This window comes from Hymenobacter roseosalivarius DSM 11622 (assembly GCF_900176135.1).
Lineage (GTDB): Bacteria > Bacteroidota > Bacteroidia > Cytophagales > Hymenobacteraceae > Hymenobacter > Hymenobacter roseosalivarius.
Map to the genome: position 1 here is coordinate 1 of NZ_FWWW01000087.1, position 24,940 is coordinate 24,940.

The following is a 24,940-nucleotide window of genomic DNA, read 5'->3' on the forward strand; positions in this document are numbered from 1 at the left end:
ATAAAGCATCCTCTGATGCCCCTCATGGCACCGGTTTCAAGTGGCTCTTCTGCCAAACGCGGAGATTAGCTGCGTAGGGAAGCCCGCTCACTGATTATAAACCCCCTTATGTCAACTAGCGTCAAAGTAACTGGTGATGCTTTTGTGCCTACCATCACCTTGTTACTCACCACCGAGCCGCCTATACACCGCCAGCATGCTTCCCTTTCGAAGGGCTAAAAGAAACAACAGCTACCCATTACCTTAGCAGCTATGCGTTGCTACCTGCTACTTATTCTACTACTGTTCGCCCAGGCTACTTCGGCCCAAACCCAGAAGGCCGATATTCTCATCCGCAACGGCCGCCTCTACGACGGCACCGGCAACACCTGGACCCTGGGCGACGTGGCCATCCGGGCGGGCCGCATTGTAGCCGTGGGCCGACTGCCAACAAACTATCCGGCTGATACCGTGCTGGATGCCAAGGGCCTGGCTGTAGCGCCGGGCTTCATCGACGTGCACACGCACATCGAAGACGACGAGCTGCGCCAGCCCACGGCCGATAACTTTATTTACGACGGCGTGACGACGGTAGTAACGGGCAACTGTGGCTCCTCGCGGTTACCGCTGGGGGGCTATTTTCACGTTCTGGACAGTGCGCGCTTGTCGGTGAATATCGCGTCATTGGTCGGCCACGGCACCGTGCGAAAGGCCGTAATGGGCCGGGCGCAGCGGGCACCCACGGAAGCGGAGCTGCTGCGGATGGAAGGCTTGGTAGACAGCGCCATGCGGGCCGGCGCGGTGGGGTTGTCGTCGGGGTTGATTTACATTCCTGGCACCTATGCGCGTACTCCTGAGCTGGTGCGCCTAGCGCGGGTAGCTGGTCGTCATCATGGCCTTTACGCCACCCACATGCGCAACGAAACTGACAGCGTAACTTATTCTATTCAGGAGGCGCTGCGTGTGGGGCGGGAGGCCGGCTTGCCTGTGCAGATTTCTCATCTTAAGCTGGGAGGTCAGCAAAACTGGGGGCGCACCGCCGACCTGCTCGGCCTTATCGAGTCTGCTCGTCAGGCCGGTCAGCAGGTTACCATCGACCAGTACCCGTACACAGCCAGCTCTACTTCGCTCAGCACCCTGCTCCCCGAGGACGTGCAGGCCGACGGCCGCGACTCCCTGCAAGTCCGCCTGGCGCGCCCCGCCGTGCGCAAGGCCGTAGAGGCCAGCTTAGTGGCACGCTTGCGCCGGCGCAAGCTCAAGCACTTCAGCTACGCCGTAGTAGCCAGCTTTCCGCCCGACACCAGTTATAACGGCCACAGCATCGAGGAGATTAACCGCATGCGGGGCCACAGTCACAAGGCCCGCGCCGAGGCAGCCACCGTGCTCGACCTCGTGTTGCAATATGATGCGGGTATGGTGTTTCATGGCATGAGCGAAAAGGACGTGCAAAACATCATGCGCTACCCGCAGAATATGGTGGCCTCCGATGCCAGCATCCGGGTGTGGCGGGAGGGCGTGCCGCATCCGCGTGGCTACGGCTCCAATGCCCGCGTGCTGGGCCACTACGTGCGCGAGCTGCACGTCCTGACGCTGGAAGAAGCCATCCGCCGCATGACCAGTCTGCCCGCCCAAACCTTCGGTTTCGCGGATAGAGGTCTGCTGCGGCCCGGCTTCGTGGCCGATATTGTTGTCTTCGATCCTACGACTGTTGCTGACCGGTCCACTTTCGACAAACCCCACCAATATTCCGTGGGTATGCAGTACGTGCTGGTAAATGGTCGCCTCACGTTGCGCGATGGCCATCATACCGGAACCCGTGGGGGGCAAATTCTTTATGGTGCGGGCCGGCAGCTGTAAGACCGCGCCAGTCTTACACCTTCTCCAGTACCCGCCAGCCGTGAGCCGGTACGAGCAGGGCTTCACTCGCTGAAAGAATAAGCGTAGTGTGAGTGAAAATGTCGGACCAGGTGCCATTAGTTTCCGCAGGCAGGGGTAGCAGCTGTGCGGTGGCGGCGCGGTTGATAACGCAGAGCACGGCGGCCCCTTCCTTGTGTCGCCAGAAACCGTAGAGGTCGTCGGGGCCGGGGAGGCGCTGGAAGTGGCCGGTGGCGTCGCCGTTGCGCAGGGCCGGGTGGCGGCGCTTGAGGTGGAGCAGGTGGGTGTAGAAGTCCTGGAGTGGGAAATTCTGCCAGTCAATGGTATCCTTGTCGAAGAAAGCCAGCCGCCGGTTCAGAGCCGCTTCCTGACCGGAATAGAGAAGGGGCATGCCGGGTAGTAGCACCGTAAGGACCGCGAAGGGTAACGCCAGCGGACCCAGCCGCTCGTACTCAGTGCCATCCCAGCTGTTCACGTCGTGGTTGCTGGTAAAATGCATCAGGTACACCGATGGCGGGTACTTGGCCCGCTCGGCGGTCAGGTAGCCGTCAATGGTCTGGAGTGACTGCCGGCCCTCGGCAATGTGGTCGAGCAGGTAGTGCAGACGCAGGCCGAAGGTCATATTGAAGGCCTTTTCCAGCAGCTTGGTGTCGCTGTTGAACTCTTCCCAGCTGAGGCCCCCGGAAGGATATAATTCGTCCCACTCAGCCAGCATAAATACGGGCTTCACCGCATCCAGCTCCCGGCGGGCGTCGTTCCAAAAATCGGTGGGCACGAGGCCCGCCACGTCGCAGCGGTAGCCGTCGATGTCGGCCTCACGCACCCAGTAGAGCAGGGCGTCCGTCATGTAGCGGCGCAGCGCCGGGTGGGCATAGTCGAAGGCTACGACGTCGGTCCAGTCGGCCACGGGCGGCACCAGATTATCCAGGGTGTCGTGCTGGTACCAGTCGGGATGCTCGGTTACCAGCGGGTTGTCCCAACTGGTATGGTTGGCTACCCAGTCGAGCAATACTCGCAAGCCCAGGTCATGCGCCGTTTGTACGAGGTAGCGCAGGTCGTCGAGGGTGCCGAACTCCGCATTCACCCCGAAATAGTCGCGCACGGCGTATTGGCTGCCCAGGCTGCCTTTGCGTTCCACCTTCCCAATCGGGTGAATCGGCATCAGCCACACGATGCTCACGCCCATAGCCGCCAGCCGGGGCAGGTGGGCCGCAAACGCCCGAAACGTGCCTTCCGGGGTGTAGTTACGCAGGTTTACTTCGTAAATACTCGCCTGAGCGGCCCACTCCGGGTGGCGAACTTGGAACAGATGAGCATGGGGGTGAGCGGTAGAATCGGGCACGGCGGCAGTGGGGGGCTTTTTGAGCCGGTTAAGGCATGGCTCGTAGCAGCCGCAAGATCACTTAATCAAATTGAATTCGTCGCACTCTTGTTTTGAGAAAGGCCCGCAATCGGTGGTATTTGGGCCTTTTTGTGGCTGTTTAATGAAGAGCTTTCGGTAACTTTAAGAGTGCCCAATCAATGTAATCGATCCTCTGCCGTGAGAGTTCTGCTGCTTTCCGTTGTACTCGGGTTGCTGCTTAACGGGTACGCTCGCGCCCAGATGTCTTACAACGTTATTGACTGGAAGGCACCAACTACTTTGAATACGTACCTGGTTCAGCAAATGCACCAGCAGTCCGATCAGCGGCGGGCTGCTTTCACGGCTGCTGTGAAGTCGGGGATGGCCATGCAGGCTTATCAGGACAGTGCTCGGGCGCGCTACCGCCGTCTGCTGGGCCCGCTGCCGGCCCGCACGCCGCTCAAGGCCCGCGTGGGGGGCAAAATGGAGCGTGCCGGCTATCAGGTGGAAAAAGTCATCTACGAAAGTACCCCCCGCCACCACGTTACGGCCAACTTATACGTGCCCAAGGGTAAAGGCAAGTGGCCCGCCGTGCTACTTTTCTGCGGCCACGAAGCCACCGCCAAAGCCACCGAGTCGTACCAGAAAACAGCCATTCTCTTTGCTCAAAATGGCTTCGTGGTGCTGGTCATCGACCCTATTTCTCAGGGTGAGCGGTATCAGCTCACCGATGCCAGTGGCCAGCCACTCACGCGCGGCGGCACCACTGAGCACACCTTGCTCAATGGGGGCGCGGCCTTGCTCGGTACCAGCGTGCCCGCCGCCCAGCTCTGGGACAACGTGCGCGGCCTCGATTATCTGCTCACCCGCCGCGAGGTCGACCCTGACCGCATCGGCTGCCTCGGCAACTCCGGAGGTGCTACTCAGACCGCCTATTTCATTGGGTTCGATCCGCGGGTGAAGGTGGCCGCGCTGTGCAGCTACGTGGCCAGCGGCGAAAGCAACCTAGAGCTTACCGGCCCCGCCGACGGCTGCGTGCAGATTCCCGGCGCTGGCCTGGCTGGCCTCGACTTAATGGAGTGGCCGCTCATGTTTGCGCCCAAGCCCTTGCTGCTCTTGGCTGGCCGCTACGATTTTGTTGATTATGCCAGCATACAAGCTACTTACCACGAGCTAAAGCAGGCCTACACGGCGCTGGAAAAACCAGGCCGGATCAACCTGTTTACCTACGACGACGGACACGGCATTTCGCTGCCCAAGCGTGAGGCCGCCGTCGCCTGGTTCCGGCGCTGGCTGCGCGATGATGCTCAACTCGTGCCGGAAAGCGACCTGGCTACTCTCTCAGCTGCGCAGCTGCAATGCACTTCTACGGGCCAGGTAAACACGGCCTTTCCCCAGGAAAGTACGCTGTCAGCTCAGTATCTGACACAGGCGCAAGCACTGGCTTCCCGGCGCCAGCCACTTCCGTATGCCAGCCTGACGGCGGCTATTCGACACGTATTGGCCTTGCCCGAAACTACGGCCATAATACCTCCTGTAGAAGCGTCCGACGAAGGCAGCGTGCAGGCCAATGGCATTGCCGTGCGTAAGCTGCTGCTCCGCCGGGCCGGGCAGCCGCCCTTACCCGCCCTGCTGGCCATGCCACCCAATAATTTGCCCCCCACCAAGGTGATTATTTGGCTGCCTGACCAGGGCAAAGCGGCACTTGCTGATAGCGCCCACCTACTCGCCCATTACCTGCAAGAGCGGGCGGCCGTGCTGCTCGTAGACTTGCGCGGCCTAGGCGAAACCACCGACCCGGCCGCGTTCAACGACCCCAAATACTACAACCGCGAGTACCGCCCGGCGCTGCTGGCGCTGCACCTGGGCCGTCCGTTATTGGGGCAACGGGTAGAGGATGTGTTTTCGGCATTGAGCTTCATCCGGCAGGATAGCCGGTTCAGCGCCTTGCCCGTGGAGGTATATGCCAATGGTCGGGCTGCGCCGGTGGCCCTGCATGCCGCCGTGCTGTCGCCTCAGATTACCCGATTAGAACTGAGTGATTTACCTGGCTCTTTCCACGATATTCTGACGCAGCCGACCCACAAGGATTGGTACTCGCTGGTGCTGCCCAACGTGTTGCGCTACTACGATTTATCCGATCTAGCGGCGGCAATTGGGCCCCAACGACTGCACCGAGGAGAGGTGCGATAAAGCAACCCCAACGTTTGGTGTAGAACATGAAACCTGTCTTGTACGATTTTTAAACCCGACAGTGGCAAGAAAATTGAATTAATTCGATGCGGTAGGAATGTAGTGTGGCAGCTGACGAGTAGCTTCAGTTCATGCAGGTACGTACTACTTAGCGTACCTTTTTTTTTCATCATATTAGCTTCATGTCATCTCGTCTTTTTGAGGCTTCCCGACGCTTCACACTTGTTATTTGCTTGTGTGTGCTGGCTAAGCTTGGTTACGGGCAGCGGTTTGCGGCCATCGGCGACTATGGCTTTGCGGGCCGGCCCGAGAAGGAGGTAGCGGATTTGGTTAAAAGCTGGAACCCGGATTTTATCATTACCCTCGGCGACAACAACTACGAGCTAGGTGACTCCGCTACTATTGATCAGAACATTGGCCAGTATTATCACGCCTATATTCATAAATACAAAGGCCGCTATGGCCCCAGCGCCTCCACCAACCGGTTTTTCCCTGCGCTCGGCAACCATGATTATTATACCTCGAATGGTGAACCCTACCGGGATTATTTTACCCTGCCCGGCAACGGCCGCTACTACGATTTCGTGCGCGGTGATGTGCACCTTTTCGCCCTCAACAGCGACCCCGCCGAGCCTGATGGCATTGCTGCCAGCTCAGTGCAGGCCCAATGGCTAAAGAAGCGGCTCGCTGCTTCCACGGCGCGGTGGAAAGTAGTGTATCTGCACCACGCGCCGTATTCATCATCGGGCCACCATGGTAACACCGAGATTATGCAGTGGCCCTTCCGCGAGTGGGGTGCTTCCGTGGTCATGGCCGGGCACGACCACCACTACGAGCGGCTGTTGGTAGACGGAATACCGTATTTTGTAAATGGATTGGGGGGGCGGAGCGTGAATCCTATCAAGAAGCAGCCCTTACCCCAAAGCCAGGCCGTTTACGACGCCAACTATGGGGCAATGCTCCTGAATGCCACACCCGATAGCTTAGTCTTTCAATTCTTTACCCGGCGGCATGAGCTCAAGGATACCTATGTGCTACGGCCGGCCCCCATCACGGTGCCCACTCTCTACCCGGTTAGTCCCAATCCTTTCCAGGATGCTGCTCAGATTGAGTTTTCTCTTCCAGGTTCAGCCGAGGTAAAGGTGCGAATTCTGAATACGTTGGGTCAGGAGGTAAGTACTCTGCAACAAGGCATAGTAAAGGCTGGTTGGCATCGGCTTACCTGGCAGCGCAACGCCTTGCCTGCTGGCGTATACTACGTACAACTGCTTGGCAGCAACTTCTCACTGGTAACCCGCGCTGTAGCTTATTAACTTGTTATCAAGCTACTTATCAGCTGCATTTGTGACCAAGCCTTTCGCTAAGGGCAGTCACGAATGCGGCTTTTTCGTGCAATGAGCAGGAGGTCGTGAACCTGCTGGCAAGGCGCTTTTGGGTATAGTACCAGTTTGGATATTGCGCTAACAAACGGTTAAAAATAGAGACACTTAATGCGGAATATCAGTTGGTTCCTGAGCTCAATGAAGCGAATAATCTAATATACGACTTAGTACTTGCTTGAAATACAGCAGCTTATCATGCTCATACTGTCTTCTTATTTTAATTATATAATAAGGATTTCTGGCATGCTTTTTAATAGCTGAGTTCAGCTATATAGATGTGTCCTCAGACTGTCGAATCCTAATTTAAAATGAATAAGAGATGCGAAAATTCTTTACTACCAATAATTTAATAATTATATTTATTGTAATTATTATTACAATCGTGAACGCCGTGGCTGGCGTTACTTTAACTGTTTCCCCCAAGTTCTACCATATTGACCACAAAAAGGGGTTAATCCTAGTTAATCAAAATATTAATGAAATAAGCATTGTTGGTGAGGGGGCTATTAGTGATATCCAACTTGACAGAAAATACAGTTTTATAGAATCGGTTCCAGTTTTAAGCACTACCAATTCCTATCAGGTTAAATCTGAGGAATCAATGTATACTTTGTATTTTACTCAATTACCAGTAGTTCAAATTGGCGCTAAGAAGGAAATAGCAGATAGTCCTAGCGTTTATGCTGGCTTCTCTATGTCCGAAATAACTGGTGTTGTAACTGAGTCGGCAATAGGAATAGAGATTAGAGGTTCTTTTTCGCAGACTTTCCCAAAAAATTCGTATGAGCTAAATTTTTTGAATGATACCGTAACTGCGCAAAGCCGTGATATACGACTATTACAGATGCGCACCGACAATAAGTGGAATTTGCAAGCTATGTACAATGAGCCTTTGCGTATCAGAAGCAAAGTGTCAAATGAATTGTGGCAGAATATCCACCAGATATATTATAAAGATAAAGAGCCAGAGGCCAAGAATGGAATAGACATGGTTTATGTAGAGCTCTTTGTTAACGCTGAATATAAAGGTGTATACACCTTAAGCGAGCGGGTTGACCGTAAGCAATTGAAGTTGAAAAAATACAACAACGGGATAAAGGGAGAATTATATAAGGGCAGCGAATGGGGTGGAGCCGTAACTTTCACCGCATTGCCACCATTCGATAATACCAGTTTAACCTGGGGAGGCTTTGAGTATAAGCATCCAGAAGAGGAAACCAACTGGTCTAGCATATACAATTTCGTAGATTTTGTCAAGAACAGCCCAAACGAGGAATTCTACCGGGATTACCAGAAAAAATTTAACCTTGAAAATGCCGTCGATTATTTCATTTTTCTGAATTTATCTAGGGCTGCCGATAATACCGGAAAAAATATTTATATCGCTAAATACAAGACGGACGATCCCTACTATTATGTGCCATGGGATCTTGATGGTGTATTTGGTACTGACTGGCAGGGTTGGAATATAAATGTTACGAACGATATCTTATCTAATGGATTTTATGATCGTTTGATGCAGGACCGTTCCGTAAACGGATTTCGCGCTGCCGTTAATCGCCGCTGGGCTGAGTTAAGAGCAACGGTAGTAACAGAGGAGTTTATACTGGCAAAATTCAGGAATAATTATGATTATCTGCTGGCTAACAATGTATACGAGAGAGAAAGAAAGACGTGGCGCGCGTTTGAGCGAGATGCAGAACAGCTGACGTATATATCTACTTGGCTTAAAAATAGATTAGATTATTTGGACGTAGCTTTTGGTAGTTCATTAATTGCCCCGAATGTTGTTTTAAGTACTGCAAATAATCAGATTAATGCGGCATTTCAACTTTATCCTAACCCAACCAGCGATTATTTGACTATTACGTTTGACTCAATGCCATTCGAATTGATTATTCAGGATATGAATGGTAAAGTAATATTGACGTCAGCCTTATCCGGCAAACTAAATAAAATTGCCGTTCATCATCTAAAGCGTGGTATGTATATGGCTACTGTGAAAAGTGATAAAAATATCAAAACACAGAAGCTCTTAATAAACTAAGCTATTGAGGGAAAGTACCATACGTGGTATATACTAGCTTTTTAACTAGGCAAAACCTCAGGGAAAGCTTGACAGGTAGTGTATCTTAAAAAAGCCCCCCATGACACCGTGGGGGCTTTTTTGTGTTTGAGCTACCATCAACTGCCAATTCATTGTGCGACGGAAATTACTTCAGCAGTAGGAATTTGCGCTGAATAACTTCCTGCACGGGCACATTTTCAATCTTGCTTTCGAGCCAGGAAATAATATCCAGATAGAGAAAGGGACGTCGCTCAAATGGATTGGCCGCGATGCTGATGAGCTGGTCTTTGAGCTGTAAAAAAGCCCCCCGCAGCTGGTTGGGCGCTAAGTCGCCTAGGGTGCGTAGAAACTGGAAAATCGCGACTTGCATCTGCTGTTGCTCGTCCATCTTGCCCAGAAACCGATACACCGATTTGATTTGATACTCCAGCACTTCATCCCGGCCGGCATCGTAATGCGCAATCAGGTTCAGGATGCGGGCAAAGCACTGAATATCCTCGCGCAGGCTGACGTCCTTCTGCTGAATAACCTTGTCGAGATACATAATGGCTTTGCCGTAGTCACCACTCCCAAAATACAGGCTGGCAATTTTGTAGTGAAACACCATTCGGCGGTGCGGGTCCAGCTGATAATGAAATCGGGTTAAGTTGTCGAGCAGGTCCGGGATGATAGTGAGGCCTTCCGTAAAGCGCCCCCGCATGAAGTAGGCATTGATCCGATTGGTGTAGTAGTACAAAAAGATCAGCATGTTGGTGTTCGGACTCGCGCGCCGCTCGGGGTTCGCGGCAAATGCTTCCAACATTTTCAATACCTCACTGAACTTGCTGTAATACTGTAGATTAAAGAGCGAGATGAGCAGGTTGTGCAAGCCTTTGAGGTAGAGCATAGCTTGCTGCTCCTGCATGGCCGGATAGTGGAAAAACAGATCGACCCACTTCTGCGCGTAGCGGTAGCAAGCCCGAAAATTCTGCGTGATGGTGTGGTACCACACCTGAGACTGGTAGTAGTAAAGCTTCTCAAAAAAGCCCCCCGCCGTCAGGTCGACTCTCGCTACCGCGGTGTGAAAAAAAGCGCTGATATTTTCGTGATCCTGCTGGTTGCGGGAGTGGCCGATTTTGATGTACAGCCCGTACATGCGCAGCGCCAGGTTGGACAGCTCATGCTCCTGGGTCAGGTGGGCTACCGTATCCAGCACCTCCGCTGATAGGCTCTCGGCCTTGTCGCGCAAGCTGCGCGTGATGTACTGGGCCTCAATAATTTTTTCGAAGTCGAGGGCCAGCAAAGCGATGTGGGGCATTTCGGCGTGGTGAGCGGCTACTTTCACCTTTTCCAGCATCTTAAGGCTCTGCTGGTACAGGCCGCGATTGTACAGCACCCTGGCGTAATCGAGCTGCTCGCGCAGCTGAATATCCAGGTTCTGGCCCATATGGTAGAGGCGCAGGCTGGCCAGCATTTGCTTGTACAGGTTGGCTTTCAGGTTGGCCAGCTGCACTTTTTTGATGGCCGGTACTTCCGCCAGCACGCGCTCCTCGTCGTAGCGATCCAGCGCGTCGAATAGCTGTAGAAATTTCAATCCTTCATTGGAGCCTTGCCGGTTGGTGAATAGCCGAAAGTGCCGCTTTTCGGAGCGGGTTAAAGACTTAATTAACTGAAAAACCGGGTCAAGGCTTTCGTTAGGCATTGTATTCTGCTGTTTGGTAAACTATTGTATAAGAGTATATTATGGCTAAGAAAGCCGCATTTGGAAATAGTGAATAAAGTCATTTTTGTTTTTAGCCCGATAAACCTGCGGTGCTACTTGCGTGCAGCTTCCAGCAACAACGCGCCTGCTTTCAGTCGAGCTGCTACACTCAGCCAAAGCTCACGGTAGCAACGCAAGCTAAACAGAAAGTAGAACCTGCTTATTGCCTGCCCGCTGGTCGTCCTGACCGACAACCCAAACGAACCTACGTGCATAGTTGGGCCACACTTTCCCGCTCACATCATCAATACTGCCGCCTCAGCCGTCATGCTTTTTACCGTTCTAGTCGTCATTCTGGTCATTATTCAGCTGCCGCCGGGCTGAAGAAATTGCTTCTGTTTTTCAAGAACAAGCCTTTCTAAGCCCCGCGCTCAGAAAGGTTTTTTACTGCTGACTACTTACTCAAATTCACCGCTTCTATGTATTTCAAGGAAAACACCGTCGCGTTTGTAGATGGTGAGTTTGTTCAGGTCGATCAGGCTACGTGTAGCGTGTATGCGCAGTCGCTGCACTACGGGTATGCCGTTTTTGAAGGCATTCGGGCTTACAATACGCCACAAGGCTCCCGGATTTTTAAGGCGCGTGAGCACTACGAACGGCTGGAGTACTCGTGCAATACCGTCGGGATGCCGCTACCGTATTCGGTGGAGGAGCTGATTCAGATCAGCTACCAGCTACTGGAGAAAAACGGCCTTTCTGACGCTTACATCCGGCCGCTGGTATACGCCGGCACGCCCAATATGAGCCTGAAATGCCCGAGCAGCAGCAACCTGCTGCTGGCCGTGTGGGAGTGGGGCAAATACCTCGGCGACCAAAGCCTGCGCCTGACCATTTCGCCCTACGAGCGACCCAACCCCAGAGCAGTGCCCATTGAGGCTAAAATATCCGGGCACTACGTCAACTCCATCATTGCCAGCACCGAAGCAAAAGGTCGGGGCTACGACGAAGCCTTGCTGCTGGATATGAACGGCTACGTGGCTGAGGGGCCGGGGGCCAATTTTTTCTTCGAGAAGAACGGGGAGCTGTTTACCGCTCCGGCCGGCAGCATTCTGCGCGGCATCACCCGCAACACCATCATCGATTTAGCTCGGGAAGCTGGCATCACGGTGCACGAAAAATTCTTCACGCCCGCCGCTTTGCAGGGCGCTACCGGCGCCTTTATGACGGGCACTGCCGCCGAGGTTATTGGCGTGTCTTCCGTGAATGATGTCGTGTTCGAGAAGCCCTTTCAAGACACCATTGGAGCCCAGCTTGCGCGCCGTTACCAGGATTTGGTAACGGGTCAGGTAGGGGCGCGTCGCACGCGCCCGCTCGTTGAACGTCCCGCCTGAGACGCCTAGCCAAAAAACCTCCAAACACCCTAACCGGGCGCGTGCAACGCGCCCCTACGTATGGCCCTGAACCCTTACAGCCGCATTTACACCCAGGACGACAGCTTGCCAGCCTCGCAAGCTATGCTGATTGGCTCCGGCCTGTCGGAGGCCGATTTGCGCAAGCCGTTTGTGGGTATTTGCTCCACCGGCTTCGATGGCAACACCTGCAACATGCACCTGAATGGGCTGGCCGATCAGGTGAAGGAAGGAGTGGGCGCGCACGGCATGGTGGGCCTGCGCTTCAATACCATTGGCGTGAGTGATGGCATTACCAATGGCACGCCGGGCATGCGTTATTCCTTGGTTTCGAGGGAGATAATTGCCGATTCCATTGAAGCCATGGCCGCCGCGCACAACTACGATGCGCTGGCCTGCGTGGTAGGCTGCGACAAAAATATGCCCGGCTCTCTCATGGCGATGGCGCGCCTGAATCGACCTTCGCTCATGGTGTATGGCGGCACCATCAAGGGGGGCAATTTTAAAGGGCAGCAGCTCAATATCGTCTCCTGTTTTGAGGCTTATGGGAAAAAGCTGCAAAACGCCATTTCCGACGAAGATTACCGGGGCATTATAAACCACGCTTGCCCAGGACCGGGCGCGTGCGGGGGCATGTATACGGCCAATACGATGGCCTTGGCGGCGGAAGTACTGGGCATGTCGGTGCCGTATTCTTCGTCGGCGCCGGCCGTGAGTGCTGCGAAGCGGGAGGAATGTCTGCACACGGGGGAGTACCTGCTGCGCCTGCTGGAAAAGGACATTAAGCCGCGGGATATTCTGGTGCGCGAGGCTTTTGAAAATGCTATGGTGCTCATCACCGCGCTGGGGGGCTCTACCAACGCCGTTATTCACCTCATCGCCATTGCCGACGCGGCGGGTGTGAAGCTGACGTTGCGAGATTTTCAGCAAGTCAGCAACCGGGTGCCCATGCTGGCCGACCTCAAGCCCAGCGGTAAGTACCTGATGGAAGACCTCTCGGCGTTGGGAGGCATTCCTGCCGTGCTGAAAACCCTGCTCAACGAGAAGCTGCTGACCGGCGACCTGCTGACCGTAACGGGCAAAACTCTAGCGGAGAATCTGGCTGGCGTAGCTGCATTGGGGGAGGAGCAGGATTTGCTGCGGCCGTTTTCAAATCCCATCAAAGCCGACGGTTACATTCAGATTCTGTACGGAAACCTGGCCCCGGAAGGAGCCGTGGCTAAAATCACCGGCAAGGAAGGGACAAAGTTCGTGGGCCCGGCCAGCGTATTTGATTCGGAAGAGGAGTTGAACGAAGGGCTGATCCAAGGGAAAGTCGAGGCCGGTCAGGTAGTGATTATCCGCTACGTAGGGCCGAAAGGCGGACCCGGTATGCCCGAGATGCTCAAGCCGACCTCGGCCATCATCGGGGCTGGCCTAGGCGACAAAGTAGCGTTGGTAACCGACGGCCGCTTTTCGGGCGGCACGCACGGCTTCGTTATCGGTCATGTGTGCCCGGAGGCGTACGACGGCGGCCCCATCGCGCTGGTTCGCAACGGCGACCAGGTGGTGCTGGATGCCGCCAACAATACGATCAGTGTGCTGGTGGAAGAAGACGAAATGACGGTCCGCCGGGCCCAATGGACTCCCCCGGCCGAAAAAACCCCCCGGGGCGTGCTGCGCAAGTATATCCGCACCGTGGGCTCCGCCAGTGAGGGGTGCATCACCGATTCATAAGCAAGACTATGTTCACGAAGGAAGAACCCATCCGACTTCTGCAGGAAAAAGCCCCCCAGACCATGTCGGGAGCCGAAATGACGTTGCGGGCCCTGCTGGCGGAAAGCGTAGACACGGTTTTTGGCTATCCGGGCGGGGCCATTATTCCCATCTACGACGCGCTTTTTGACTTTAAAGAGCAGCTGAACCATGTGTTGGTGCGCCACGAGCAGGGCGGAATTCACGCTGCCCAGGGCTATGCCCGCGCTTCTGGCAAAGCAGGGGTAGTGTTTGCCACCAGCGGGCCCGGTGCTACCAATCTTGTTACGGGTCTGGCCGATGCGCTTATCGACAGCACGCCATTGGTGTGTATCACCGGTCAGGTGTTCGCGCATTTGCTGGGTACTGATGCCTTCCAGGAAACCGATATTATCAACATTACGACCCCCGTTACCAAGTGGAATTATCAGGTTACGGAGGCCAGTCAACTACCGGAGGCGCTGGCCAAAGCCTTCTACATAGCCCGCAGCGGCCGGCCCGGCCCGGTGTTGATTGACATCACCAAAAACGCGCAGCAGCAGAAGTTTGGCTTTTCGGAGTACACACCTTGCACCCACATTCGTAGCTACCGGCCCGCGCCCATTGTGCGCCCGGAGTATGTGGCCCGGGCGGCAGCGCTAATCAACCAGGCCAAGCGGCCCTTCGTGCTCTGGGGCCAGGGAATAATATTGGGAGCAGCCGAGCAGGAATTCCTCGCTTTTATCGAGAAAAGTGGTATTCCGGCCGCCTGGGCAATTCTGGGTGCTGGTGCTCTGCCTACTGGCCACCCACTAAACGTGGGGATGCTTGGCATGCACGGCAACTATGGTCCCAACATGCTGACCAACGAGTGCGACGTGCTCATTGCCATCGGTATGCGCTTCGACGACCGGGTAACCGGCCGCCTCGACAAATACGCCAGGCAGGCCCAGGTAATCCACCTCGACATCGACCCCACGGAGATTGACAAAAATGTGGCTACCACCGTGCCTGTGTGGGGTGATTGTAAGGAAACCTTACCCTTACTCACGGAGTTGATTGAGGCGAAAAATCATCCGGCATGGCGGCAGCGGTTCGAGCAGTTTCAGACCGAAGAAGTTGCCGCCGTTATTCAGGACGAGCTTTTCCCGACGTCGGATGAGCTGACCATGGGCGAAGTTATTCAGCAGCTAAACGAGCTGACCCTAGGCGAGGCCATTGTGGTAACCGATGTGGGCCAGCACCAGATGGTAGCCTGCCGCTACGCCAAGTTCAACCACTCGCGCAGCAACATCACCAGCGGCGGGCTGGGCACGATGGGTTTTGCCTTGCCGGCGGCCATTGGAGCCAGGTTTGGCCGCCCGGATCGCACGGTGGTCGCCATCATTGGCGACGGAGGTATTCAGATGACGATTCAGGAGCTGGGAACCATTATGCAGACCGGAGTTGACGTCAAAATCATCATTCTCAACAACCAGTTTCTGGGTATGGTGCGGCAGTGGCAGGAGCTGTTCAACGACCGGCGCTACTCCTTCGTGAACATCGCCAGCCCCGACTACGTGACGGTGGCCAGTGGCTACAGCATTAGCGGCAAACGCGTTTTGGAGCGCCGTGAGTTGAAAAGTAGCCTCCAGGAAATACTGAACCACGCGGGTTCTTTTCTGCTGGAAGTGATGGTGACCAAGGAGAACAACATCTTCCCGATGGTCCCGCAAGGCTGCAGCGTCAGCGAAATCCGGCTGCGGTAAGCGCGGTACTGCGACAACAAACAGAACCTGTCATACAGAGGCGGGGCCGATGCATGACGTTCGATAATAGAGAAAAAATAAAAATCATGAGTGAGCAACCCATCGACAGCCAGGAATACAACATCACGGCTTACACCGAGAATCAGATTGGCTTGCTCAACCGCATTGCCATCATCTTCTCGCGCCGCAAAATCAACATTGAAAGTCTGAACACCTCGCCTTCTGAAATTGATGGAATTCACCGCTTTAACATCGTGATTCACGAAACGGAAGACGTGGTGCGCAAGATTGCTAAGCAGATTGAAAAGCAGGTGGAAGTGCTCAAAGTGAACTACAACACCAATCAGGAAGTAATCTGGCAGGAAATGGCGCTCTACAAAGTGCCCACCGATATCATAGCCGAAAAAGCCTCTGTGGAGCGCCTGCTGCGCGAATATGGTGCTCGTGCCGTCGTGATTCGCCGGGACTACACGGTATTCGAAACCACGGGCCACCGCGAAGAAACCGACAATCTGATCGAAGTGCTGCAGCCCTACGGCCTGATTGAGTTTGTGCGCAGCGCCCGCATCGCCATCATCAAACACAGCGACGGCTTTAACCGCAAGCTGCGCGAGTTTGAGCGCACCGAGCCGGGCTCAGAAGTCATTGAGAACGAATTTCTCAACAGCCGCGATAAAGTCTTTACGATGTGAGAAAGGCGGTCATGCAGAACGCAGTGAAGCATCTCGTGTGCTGACACATGGATTAATAACTGTTATGCAGAGCGGAGCGAAGTATCTCGCGTGCAGTCGTCTGATTACTAATCCTGCCACCGCGAGCGAGATGCTTCGCTCCGCTCTGCATGACAGTTATTAATCTGAAAAAAGCCCCCCAGACAACAGAAAATCAACTTTAAACCTCAAAACCCCAACTCCAATAACATGGCAACCATCAATTTTGGCGGCGTAGACGAAACCGTAATTACCCGCGACGAATATCCGCTGTTCAAGGCGCAGGCCTATTTGAAGGACGAAGTAATTGCCGTGATTGGGTACGGAGTACAGGGCCCCGGCCAAGCGCTAAACCTGCGCGACAATGGCTTCAACGTCATCATCGGGCAGCGCCAGAACTCGCCTTCTTGGGAGAAGGCCTTGCAGGATGGTTGGGTGGAGGGCGAAACGCTGTTTTCCATTGAGGAAGCGGCGGAGCGCGGCACCATCATCGCCAACCTGCTGTCGGATGCCGGCCAGATTGCGCTGTGGCCCACGCTGAAAGCCCGGCTCACGCCCGGCAAAACGCTCTACTTCTCGCACGGCTTCGGCATCACCTTCAACGACCAAACCAACATCATCCCACCCGCCCTCGGAGGCCTTCAATGAAACCGTGGAAGAGCTGACTCAGAGCCTGGTGCCGCTGGTGAGTGAAAACGGCATGGACTGGATGTTCAGCAACTGCTCCGTGACGGCCCAGCGCGGGGCCCTCGACTGGAAAGGCCGCTTCCGCGAAGCTACCTTGCCCGTGCTCAATGAACTCTACGACAGCGTGGCCTCGGGCAAAGAAGCAGAGCGAACCATTCAGCGCGGCTCGACGCCTAATTATCGCCAGGAGTTAGAAGTGGAATTGAAGGAAGTCCGCGAGTCGGAGCTGTGGCAGACCGGTGCGACCGTGCGCCAGCTTCGCTCCCTTAAAAAGACCCAGGAAGCTGATGCATAGCGAAACGATAGCCCCTTCAGCCCCGGCGGTGCTGCTGAAAAACGTGGAACAAGCCGCCCGCAACCTGCATGGCGTGATCTACGAAACGCTGTTGCAGCAGAATCTGGGCTTGTCGGCCGCCTACGACGCCACCATTTACCTCAAGCGGGAAGACTTGTAGGTGGTGCGCTCCTACAAGATTCGGGGCGCCTACAACAAAATTTCCATGCTAACGAGGGAGCAGGGCGCGCAAGATGTAGTGTGTGCCAGCGCCGGCAACCACGCCCAGGGCGTGGCCTACGCGTGCCAGCTGCTGGGACTGAAGGGCTATATTTTTATGCCGGCCAATACGCCGGCCCAGAAGGTGAGCAAGGTGCGCCTGTTCGGCAAGGATCAGGTGGAGGTAATCCTGACCGACAACACCTTCGACGACACGTTTACGGCCGCCAAGCACTTCTGCGACGAGCGGGGCAGCACCTTCGTTCACCCCTTCGACGACATGGCTATTGTGGAAGGACAGGCCACTGTGGGCCTGGAAATTCTGCAGGCGTCGCCCGTGCCTATTGATTACTACTTTATGCCCATAGGGGGTGGAGGGCTGGCCTCAGGTGTGGGGGGCATTTTTCGGCAGTTGAGTCCGCATACCAAGCTCATTGGGGTGCAGCCGCTGGGGGCGCCTTCCATGCAGCAAGCCATTCAGGCCGGGCGGCGGCAGGCCCTGGAGCATATCGAAAGCTTCGTAGATGGCGCTGCGGTGAAGTGCCCCGGCGCGCTGACCTTTGAGCTGTGCCGCGAGCTGCTCGACGAGGTGGTGCTGGTGCCGGAAGGGCAGGTGTGCGAAGACTTGCTCAAAATGTATAATGAAGAAGGTATTGTGCTGGAGCCGGCCGGCACGCTAAGCATCTCGGCCCTGCGCCAATACGCCGATGAAATCAAAGGAAAAACGGTCGTGTGTGTGCTCAGCGGCAGCAACAACGACATCACCCGGATGGAGGATATCAAGGAGCGCGCCACGCGCCACCAGGGCCTGAAGCACTACTTTATGGTCACCTTCAGCCAGCGCCCAGGGGCGCTCCGGCGCTTCGTAAACAACGTGCTCCATCCCGACGATGACATCATTCATTTCCAGTACATCAAGAAAAACAACAAGGAAAAAGGCCCTGTTTTCGTGGGTATTGAAGTAAAAAAGCCCCACGAAATTGAGGGTATCCAGTTTCGGATGGAGGCGGAAGGCTTCGCCTACGAATACCTCAATGGTAAGCAGGATTTCTTGAGCCTGCTGGTATAGCCTTAAGCTAAACGGATTGCCTAAGTCTAAATGGACGTCATGCAGAGCGGCAGCGAAGCATCTCGCGTGCTGACGAATGAATAATAAAAGGCGGTCATGCTGAGCTCGTCGAAGCATCTCTCCCGCAGTGGTAACTAGATGGCACTGCGGGAGAGATGCTTCGACGAGCTCAGCATAGCTGCCTTTTGAGGTAGTTTGATAGCATATTGTTAACATAAAATATACTCTATTTAAGCGTTAGCCTTCGTATTTAGTGGGCTTTTTATAAACTGACTATCAATAGTTTATAAATTAAAAAGCCGCTATTGGAAATAGTAGGCTTATCGAAAATTCGTTTCTCTCCCTACGTTTTGCCGGTGTACTTGCGGGCAGCTATTCGCTAAAAGTACTCCGACTATATGGCAGCTGAGAAAATTCAAATCTTCGATACCACCCTGCGCGATGGCGAGCAAGTGCCGGGCTGCAAGCTAAACCGCGATGAGAAACTGATTATTGCCGAACAGCTCGAACGGCTGGGCGTCGATGTTATCGAGGCCGGATTTCCCGTTTCCAGCCCCGGCGACTTTGAGGCGGTACAAGCTATTGCGGCCCAGACCCGCGAGGCGACCGTCTGTGGCCTGACGCGGGCCGTGGAGAACGACATTCGGGTGGCGGCTGAGGCGCTGAAGCCGGCGCGCTATCCGCGGATTCATACCGGCATCGGAACCTCCGAGTCGCATATTCAGCACAAGCTGTGCAGCACCCAGGATAAAGTGCTGGAGCGCGCGGTGGCCGCCGTAAGGCTGGCCAAATCATTTGTGGAAGACGTGGAGTTTTACGCCGAGGACGCCGGCCGCACGGAAAACGCCTACCTGGCCCGCGTCTGTGAAGCGGCCATTAAGGCTGGAGCCACCGTCCTGAATATTCCCGACACCACCGGCTATTGTCTGCCCGACGAGTACGGTGCCAAGATTAAGTATCTGCGTGAGAATGTGCGCGGTATTGAAAGCGTCTGTTTGTCAACGCATTGCCACAACGATCTGGGGCTGGCAACTGCTAATTCTATTGCGGGTGTGCTCAACGGCGCCCGGCAGATTGAGTGCACCATCAACGGGGTAGGTGAGCGGGCCGGCAATACGGCGCTGGAAGAAGTTGTCATGATTTTGCGCCAGCATCCATACCTGCAGCTCGATACCAGCATTATCTCCCAGCGGTTGGCCGACACCTCGGCCCTGGTTTCGGCGATGATGGGGATGCCGGTGCAGCCCAATAAGGCTATCGTGGGGGCCAATGCCTTTTCCCATTCCAGCGGCATTCACCAGGATGGCGTGATTAAGCACCGCGCAACCTACGAAATCATTGATCCGTGCGTAGTGGGCGTGGCTGATTCGTCTATCGTGCTTACGGCCCGCTCGGGACGGGCGGCGCTGGCGTATCGCCTGCAAAAGTTAGGCTATGAATTTGACCGCCCGGCGCTCAATAAGGCCTACGCCTCATTCATGCACCTGGCTGATCGTAAGAAAGAAGTTGTGGACAGCGACTTACACTTATTAGTGGAACAGGAAAACCTGGTTACGGCCAATTAACATGGGCAAAACGCTAGTTGATAAAATCTGGGATGCTCATGTGGTGAAAGCCGTGGGGGGCAATTTGGAAGTGTTTTACATCGACCGTCACCTGATTCATGAGGTGACCAGCCCCCAGGCCTTCGACGAGCTGGCCGCCCGTGGCCTCACTTTGTACAACCCCGCCCAGATAGTTGCCACCGCCGACCACAACGTACCCACGCGTAATCAGCACTTGCCCATTCAGGACCCCCTTTCGCGCTCCCAAGTTGATAAATTGACCGAAAACTGCGCTAGGCACGGGGTGGAGTTGTTTGGCTTAGGGCATGAATACCAGGGTATTGTGCATGTCATCGGACCTGAGTTGGGCATTACCCAGCCCGGTATGACTATCGTGTGCGGCGATAGCCACACTTCCACTCATGGCGCTTTTGGTGCCATTGCTTTTGGTATCGGTACGAGCCAAGTGACGCAGGTAATGGCCTCACAATGCTTGCTGATTAGTCGGCCCAAGCGCATGCGCATCACCGTGGAGAGGCAATTGCGGCGGGGTGTCACGGCCAAAGACTTGATTCTGCATGTGATAGCCCAACTTGGTACGGGTGGGGCCACGGGCTACTTCGTGGAATACGCGGGCAGCGCTATTCGGGCCCTGAGCATGGAGGGCCGCATGACGGTGTGCAACATGAGCATCGAGATGGGGGCCCGCGGCGGCCTTATCGCGCCTGATGTCACCACGTTTAGTTATCTAAAAGGCCGCCCTTATGCACCACAGGGCGAGCAGTGGGAGCAGGCCGTGGCTTACTGGCAAACCCTTTTTTCCGACGCTGATGCCGCCTTCGATACCGAGCTGCACTTCGACGCGGGGGGCATTTCGCCCATGATTACCTATGGTACGAACCCCGGTATGGGCATGGTATTGAATGGCAGTATTCCGTTGCAGGTGCTGGAGAGCGAGACAGTCAGCTTCAATAAGTCATTGCAATACATGGGGTTTGCGCCCGGCGAATCCTTATTGGGCAAGCAGATTAATTACGTGTTTATCGGCAGCTGTACTAACTCGCGCATCGAGGATTTACGCGCCGTGGCGGCCTACGTGAAGGGTAAGCACAAGGCCGCGCATGTGGAGGCCATCATCGTTCCGGGCTCCAAACAGGTAGAAAAGCAGGCCATTGCCGAAGGCTTGGACCAGGTGTTGACGGCCGCCGGCTTCGAGTTGCGTGAGCCTGGTTGCAGCGCCTGTCTGGCCATGAACGATGACAAGATTCCGGCCGGCGCTTACTGCGTTTCCACCTCCAACCGCAACTTCGAAGGACGCCAAGGCCCTGGCGCCCGCACCCTGCTGGCTAGTCCGCTAGTGGCGGCTATTACCGCCGTGGAGGGCCGCATCGTGGACATTACCAAGTACTTAAACTAGGCTGCGCTCATGGAAAAGTTTCAAACGCTCCGCTCAACGGCCGTGCCGCTGCCCATCGAAAATATCGATACGGACCAGATTATTCCCGCCCGTTTTCTGAAGGCGACTACCCGCGAAGGTTTCGGCGCTAATCTGTTCAGCGACTGGCGCTACACGGCTGATGGTCAGCCTAAGGAGAGCTTCGTGCTGAACGATGCGCGCTATGGGGGAAAAATTCTGCTGGGGGGCAAAAACTTTGGCTGCGGCTCCAGCCGCGAGCACGCCGCCTGGGCGCTCTATGACGCTGGTTTCAAGGTTGTCATTTCCAGCTACTTCGCTGATATTTTTCGCGGCAATGCTTTGAATACCGGATTGTTGCCCCTGCAAGTGTCGGATGAAATTCTGCAACGGCTTTTCGCGCAGGTAGAGCTGGACCCGCAGACGCAGCTGGTGGTTGACCTGCCCACGCAGACGCTGACGGTGCCCGTCTGGGAAGAAAGTATCGGCTTCGACTTAGACCCTTACAAAAAAGAATGCCTCATCAATGGGTACGACGACATTGATTTTCTCTTAAACCAAAAAGCGGCTATTGCCGCCTACGAACAGCAGCGACCATGGGCATATTAAGAAAGCGAGTTGTAGTACTGGGTGGCGATGGTATCGGCCCGGAAGTGTGTCAGGAGGGCGTGCGGGTGCTGAAAGCCGTGGCCGAGCGCTTTGGCCACGAATTCATTTTCGACCACCAGCTCATGGGCGCGTGCGCCATTGACGCTACCGGCGACCCGCTGCCCGAAAAAACCCTGGCTGCCTGTTGGCAGGCCGATGCAGTCCTGCTTGGGGCCATTGGCGACCCGAAGTACGACAACAACCCCGCCGCCAAAGTGCGGCCTGAGCAAGGCCTGTTGAAGCTGCGCAAGTCGCTGGGGCTCTACGCCAATATTCGGCCCGTCACGGCCTACGACCGGCTGCTGGAGCATTCGCCCCTCAAGAAAGACCGCATCCAGGGCGTCGATATGCTCATTTTTCGGGAGCTGACGGGGGGCATTTATTTTGGCGAAAAAGGCCGTACCGGAGACGGAGCTGCTTTTGATCAGTGCACTTATACTCGGGAGGAAATTGCCCGCGTTGCCCACCGCGCTTTTCACGCCGCCGAAAACCGCCGCCAGAAGCTGACACTGGTGGATAAAGCCAACGTGCTGGAAACGTCGCGCTTGTGGCGCGAAGTAGTGCAGGAAATTGCCCCCCAATACCCCGGTGTGGTCGTCGATTACCTGTTCGTGGACAACGCCGCCATGCAGCTTATCCTCAACCCACGGCAGTTTGATGTGCTGTTGACGGAGAATATGTTCGGCGACATCCTCTCCGACGAAGCCTCCGTAATTGCCGGTTCGCTGGGCTTATTGCCCTCCGCTTCCGTCGGCGACCAGATTGCTCTGTTTGAGCCAATTCACGGCTCTTTCCCACAAGCCAAAGGCAAAGGCATCGCCAACCCCATTGCCACCATCTTATCCGCTGCTATGTTGCTGGAGCACTTTGGCTTACAAGCCGAAGCGGACTGCGTGAAAGAAGCCGTAGATAATGCCCTGGAAAGGGGAGTGCTCACGCCTGAACTGACTTCCGGCGTGCCGTACACCACCGAGCAAGTAGGTAGCTTCATTGCCTATGGCGTCCTGGATTTGCAGGATTGCCAGCTGCACCGAAGCAATATTGAGGTTGGGTTGAGTACGATTATTTAATCTGCAAAAAAGCCCCCCAGCCATTATAAAACAGCCAGAGCCTATCATAGCCGCGTAGCGGCGACAGATTTGTAGAATCTGGATTACCAGGCAGACAAAGCCGCATAGCGGCGGTAGAATTGTCCAACGATTCTGCCGCCGCTATGCGGCTTTGGTCGTTTTATTTCTACTTTCTACAAACCTATCGCCGCTACGCGGCTATGATAGGCTCTGGCTGTTTTATAATGGCTGGGGGGCTTTTCGTATCCAGATTGACATTACGGCCGCTCATATCTTAGGCAAACATTGCCACGGCATTCTTGCTGGATAACGACGTTTTGCCCAGCAAAAACACGTCTACCTGTCGCGCCGCTTCCCGGCCTTCCGAAATAGCCCAGACTACCAGTGACTGGCCGCGGCGCATGTCACCGGCCACAAACACATTCGGTAGGCTGGTGCGATACGTATCGTCGGGGGCGAGCACGTTGCCCCGGTCGTCCAGTTGCACGCCTAGCTGCTCCAATAAGCCTTTGAATTGAGGCGAGACGAAGCCCAGGGCTGGCAGAACCATGTCGCAAGGGATTTCGCGCTCAGAGCCTTCTATTTCCTGAAAGGCGACGCGACGGCCGAGTACATCGGTTTCCCAGGTTACGTCGGTAACCGGCACGGCCCGTAAGCGGCCTTCATCGTCGCCCAGGAAGGCCTTCGTATGGATGCCCCAGTAGCGGTGACAGCCTTCCTCGTGGGAAGTGCTGGTGCGGAAAATAGTGGGGTAGCTGGGCCAGGGCGCGTGCACGGGGCGGTCGGAGGAGGGCTCGTGCATCAGGGCAAATTGGGTAACGGAGCGAGCCTGCTGTCGGTTAGCCGTGCCCACGCAGTCGGAGCCCGTGTCGCCACTGCCAATCACAACTACTTGACAATCAGTGGCAAGAATGGGCTCATCCGTGATAGGCAGCTCGCTCACCCGACGATTGTGCTGGGTCAGGTAGTCCATGGCAAAGTGAATCCCGGCCAACTCGCGGCCTGGAATGGGTAAGTCGCGGGGCATGAGGGCACCGCCGGCCAGCACTACCGCGTCGAAGGTGCGCGTAAGCTCAGCGGCTGGCAGGTCTTTGCCGATTTCGATGTTGCAGCGAAACACGATGCCATCTTCCTCCAGCAGCTTGATGCGACGATCAATCACCCATTTGTCCAGCTTAAAATCGGGAATGCCGTAGCGTAAAAGCCCCCCAGGCCGGTCGTCGCGCTCGAATACGGTCACGGAATGACCAGCTTTGGCTAATTGCGCCGCTGCTGCCAAACCCGCCGGCCCCGAACCAACTACCGCTACTGTTTTACCCGACTTCAGGATGGGCGCTGTTGGCCTCACGTAGCCTTTGCTAAAAGCAATTTCAATAATATGCTTCTCGATTTCCTCAATGGCAACGGGTGCGCGGTTAATGCTCAACACACAAGCCGATTCGCACGGCGCGGGGCAGATGCGGCCCGTGAATTCGGGAAAATTATTGGTAGAAGACAGAATCTGATACGCTTGCTCCCAATCCTGCTGATGCACCGCGTCGTTGAATTCGGGGATGATATTGCCCAGCGGACAGCCCGCGTGACAAAACGGAATACCACAATCCATGCACCGCGCCGCCTGCTGATTTAGCTCTTCATCAGAATACATTCCGACAAATTCCTGATTATGCGTTACTCGCTCCTGAGGCGCTGCCTTGTGTGGCAATTCCCGCTCAAATTCCTTGAATCCTGTGATGTGCGCCATCGGAAGATAGTTATGTAGAGACGCGACACTTCGCGTCTTAGCGTTGCTGACGTTGTTTACTTGGTCATCCTGAGCTTGCGAAGGACCTTATGCCCGTTGCACTATTTGCGCTAGTGTTATAAGGTCCTTCGCAAGCTCAGGATGACAGATATTTGCCATGACTGGCGCTGT

The 24,940-nt window shown here is 55.2% G+C and carries 17 protein-coding genes and 1 pseudogene; 15 read left to right on the plus strand and 3 right to left on the minus strand.

What is annotated here, in order from left to right; genetic code table 11:
• Nucleotides 1–252: 252 nt before the first annotated feature.
• On the plus strand, nt 253–1,836 hold the full coding sequence (locus tag B9A24_RS15595; RefSeq protein ID WP_084446956.1) for an N-acyl-D-amino-acid deacylase family protein: 1,584 nt from the start codon (nt 253–255) through the stop codon (nt 1,834–1,836).
• 13 nt (nt 1,837–1,849) lie between these two features.
• Here B9A24_RS15595 and B9A24_RS15600 read toward each other — a convergent pair whose 3' ends face one another.
• A complete protein-coding gene (locus B9A24_RS15600; RefSeq protein ID WP_084446957.1) occupies nt 1,850–3,196 on the minus strand; it encodes an alpha-amylase family glycosyl hydrolase in 1,347 nt (448 codons plus the stop codon).
• 261 nt (nt 3,197–3,457) lie between these two features.
• Here B9A24_RS15600 and B9A24_RS15605 point away from each other — a divergent pair, with 261 nt between their 5' ends.
• The 3 genes from B9A24_RS15605 (at nt 3,458) to B9A24_RS15615 (ending at nt 8,818) form a co-directional block, all read left to right on the plus strand.
• Nucleotides 3,458–5,389: an alpha/beta hydrolase family protein gene (locus B9A24_RS15605; protein WP_084446958.1), complete on the plus strand. Its 1,932-nt coding sequence runs from the start codon at nt 3,458–3,460 to the stop codon at nt 5,387–5,389.
• A 182-nt stretch (nt 5,390–5,571) separates the two neighbouring features.
• On the plus strand, nt 5,572–6,702 hold the full coding sequence (locus B9A24_RS15610) for a metallophosphoesterase (protein WP_143434974.1): 1,131 nt from the start codon (nt 5,572–5,574) through the stop codon (nt 6,700–6,702).
• A 388-nt stretch (nt 6,703–7,090) separates the two neighbouring features.
• Entirely contained in the window at nt 7,091–8,818 is a 1,728-nt protein-coding gene (locus B9A24_RS15615) for a CotH family protein (protein ID WP_084446959.1), read from the plus strand.
• 166 nt (nt 8,819–8,984) lie between these two features.
• Here the strand turns inward: B9A24_RS15615 and B9A24_RS15620 are convergent, their stop codons facing one another.
• Nucleotides 8,985–10,520: a hypothetical protein gene (locus B9A24_RS15620; RefSeq protein ID WP_084446960.1), complete on the minus strand. Its 1,536-nt coding sequence runs from the start codon at nt 10,518–10,520 to the stop codon at nt 8,985–8,987.
• A gap of 479 nt (nt 10,521–10,999) precedes the next feature.
• On the opposite strand from B9A24_RS15620, the gene B9A24_RS15625 reads away from it, so the two are divergent.
• The 11 genes and pseudogenes from B9A24_RS15625 to leuB all read left to right on the plus strand — a co-directional run bounded on the left by B9A24_RS15625 (nt 11,000) and on the right by leuB (nt 23,025).
• Nucleotides 11,000–11,911 (plus strand): branched-chain amino acid transaminase, encoded by a 912-nt coding sequence (locus B9A24_RS15625; RefSeq protein ID WP_084446961.1) that lies wholly within the window; start codon nt 11,000–11,002, stop codon nt 11,909–11,911.
• 60 nt (nt 11,912–11,971) lie between these two features.
• A complete protein-coding gene (gene ilvD / locus B9A24_RS15630; protein ID WP_084446962.1) occupies nt 11,972–13,645 on the plus strand; it encodes a dihydroxy-acid dehydratase in 1,674 nt (557 codons plus the stop codon).
• A gap of 8 nt (nt 13,646–13,653) precedes the next feature.
• Nucleotides 13,654–15,390, plus strand: coding sequence for a biosynthetic-type acetolactate synthase large subunit (ilvB, locus tag B9A24_RS15635; protein WP_084446963.1), 1,737 nt, complete (start codon nt 13,654–13,656; stop codon nt 15,388–15,390).
• A gap of 86 nt (nt 15,391–15,476) precedes the next feature.
• Nucleotides 15,477–16,082 (plus strand): acetolactate synthase small subunit, encoded by a 606-nt coding sequence (gene ilvN / locus B9A24_RS15640; RefSeq protein ID WP_200813939.1) that lies wholly within the window; start codon nt 15,477–15,479, stop codon nt 16,080–16,082.
• 228 nt (nt 16,083–16,310) lie between these two features.
• A pseudogene (locus B9A24_RS15645) lies at nt 16,311–17,082 on the plus strand (hypothetical protein).
• A complete protein-coding gene (locus tag B9A24_RS23090) occupies nt 17,075–17,242 on the plus strand; it encodes a hypothetical protein (RefSeq protein WP_317044251.1) in 168 nt (55 codons plus the stop codon). The pseudogene B9A24_RS15645 and the gene B9A24_RS23090 overlap by 8 nt, the downstream one beginning before the upstream one ends.
• Before the next feature lie 3 nt (nt 17,243–17,245).
• Nucleotides 17,246–18,349, plus strand: a complete 1,104-nt coding sequence (gene ilvA / locus B9A24_RS15650; RefSeq protein ID WP_317044252.1) for a threonine ammonia-lyase IlvA — start codon at nt 17,246–17,248, stop codon at nt 18,347–18,349.
• 398 nt (nt 18,350–18,747) lie between these two features.
• Nucleotides 18,748–19,914, plus strand: a complete 1,167-nt coding sequence (locus tag B9A24_RS15655) for a 2-isopropylmalate synthase (RefSeq protein ID WP_084446965.1) — start codon at nt 18,748–18,750, stop codon at nt 19,912–19,914.
• 1 nt (nt 19,915) lies between these two features.
• On the plus strand, nt 19,916–21,310 hold the full coding sequence (gene leuC, locus B9A24_RS15660) for a 3-isopropylmalate dehydratase large subunit (protein WP_084446966.1): 1,395 nt from the start codon (nt 19,916–19,918) through the stop codon (nt 21,308–21,310).
• 9 nt (nt 21,311–21,319) lie between these two features.
• Nucleotides 21,320–21,916 (plus strand): 3-isopropylmalate dehydratase small subunit, encoded by a 597-nt coding sequence (leuD, locus tag B9A24_RS15665; protein WP_084446967.1) that lies wholly within the window; start codon nt 21,320–21,322, stop codon nt 21,914–21,916.
• A complete protein-coding gene (gene leuB / locus B9A24_RS15670) occupies nt 21,904–23,025 on the plus strand; it encodes a 3-isopropylmalate dehydrogenase (RefSeq protein ID WP_084446968.1) in 1,122 nt (373 codons plus the stop codon). The genes leuD and leuB overlap by 13 nt, the downstream gene beginning before the upstream one ends.
• 274 nt (nt 23,026–23,299) lie before the next feature.
• On the opposite strand, the gene B9A24_RS15675 is transcribed toward leuB, so the two are convergent.
• Nucleotides 23,300–24,769: a glutamate synthase subunit beta gene (locus B9A24_RS15675; RefSeq protein WP_084446969.1), complete on the minus strand. Its 1,470-nt coding sequence runs from the start codon at nt 24,767–24,769 to the stop codon at nt 23,300–23,302.
• Nucleotides 24,770–24,940: the final 171 nt, after the last annotated feature.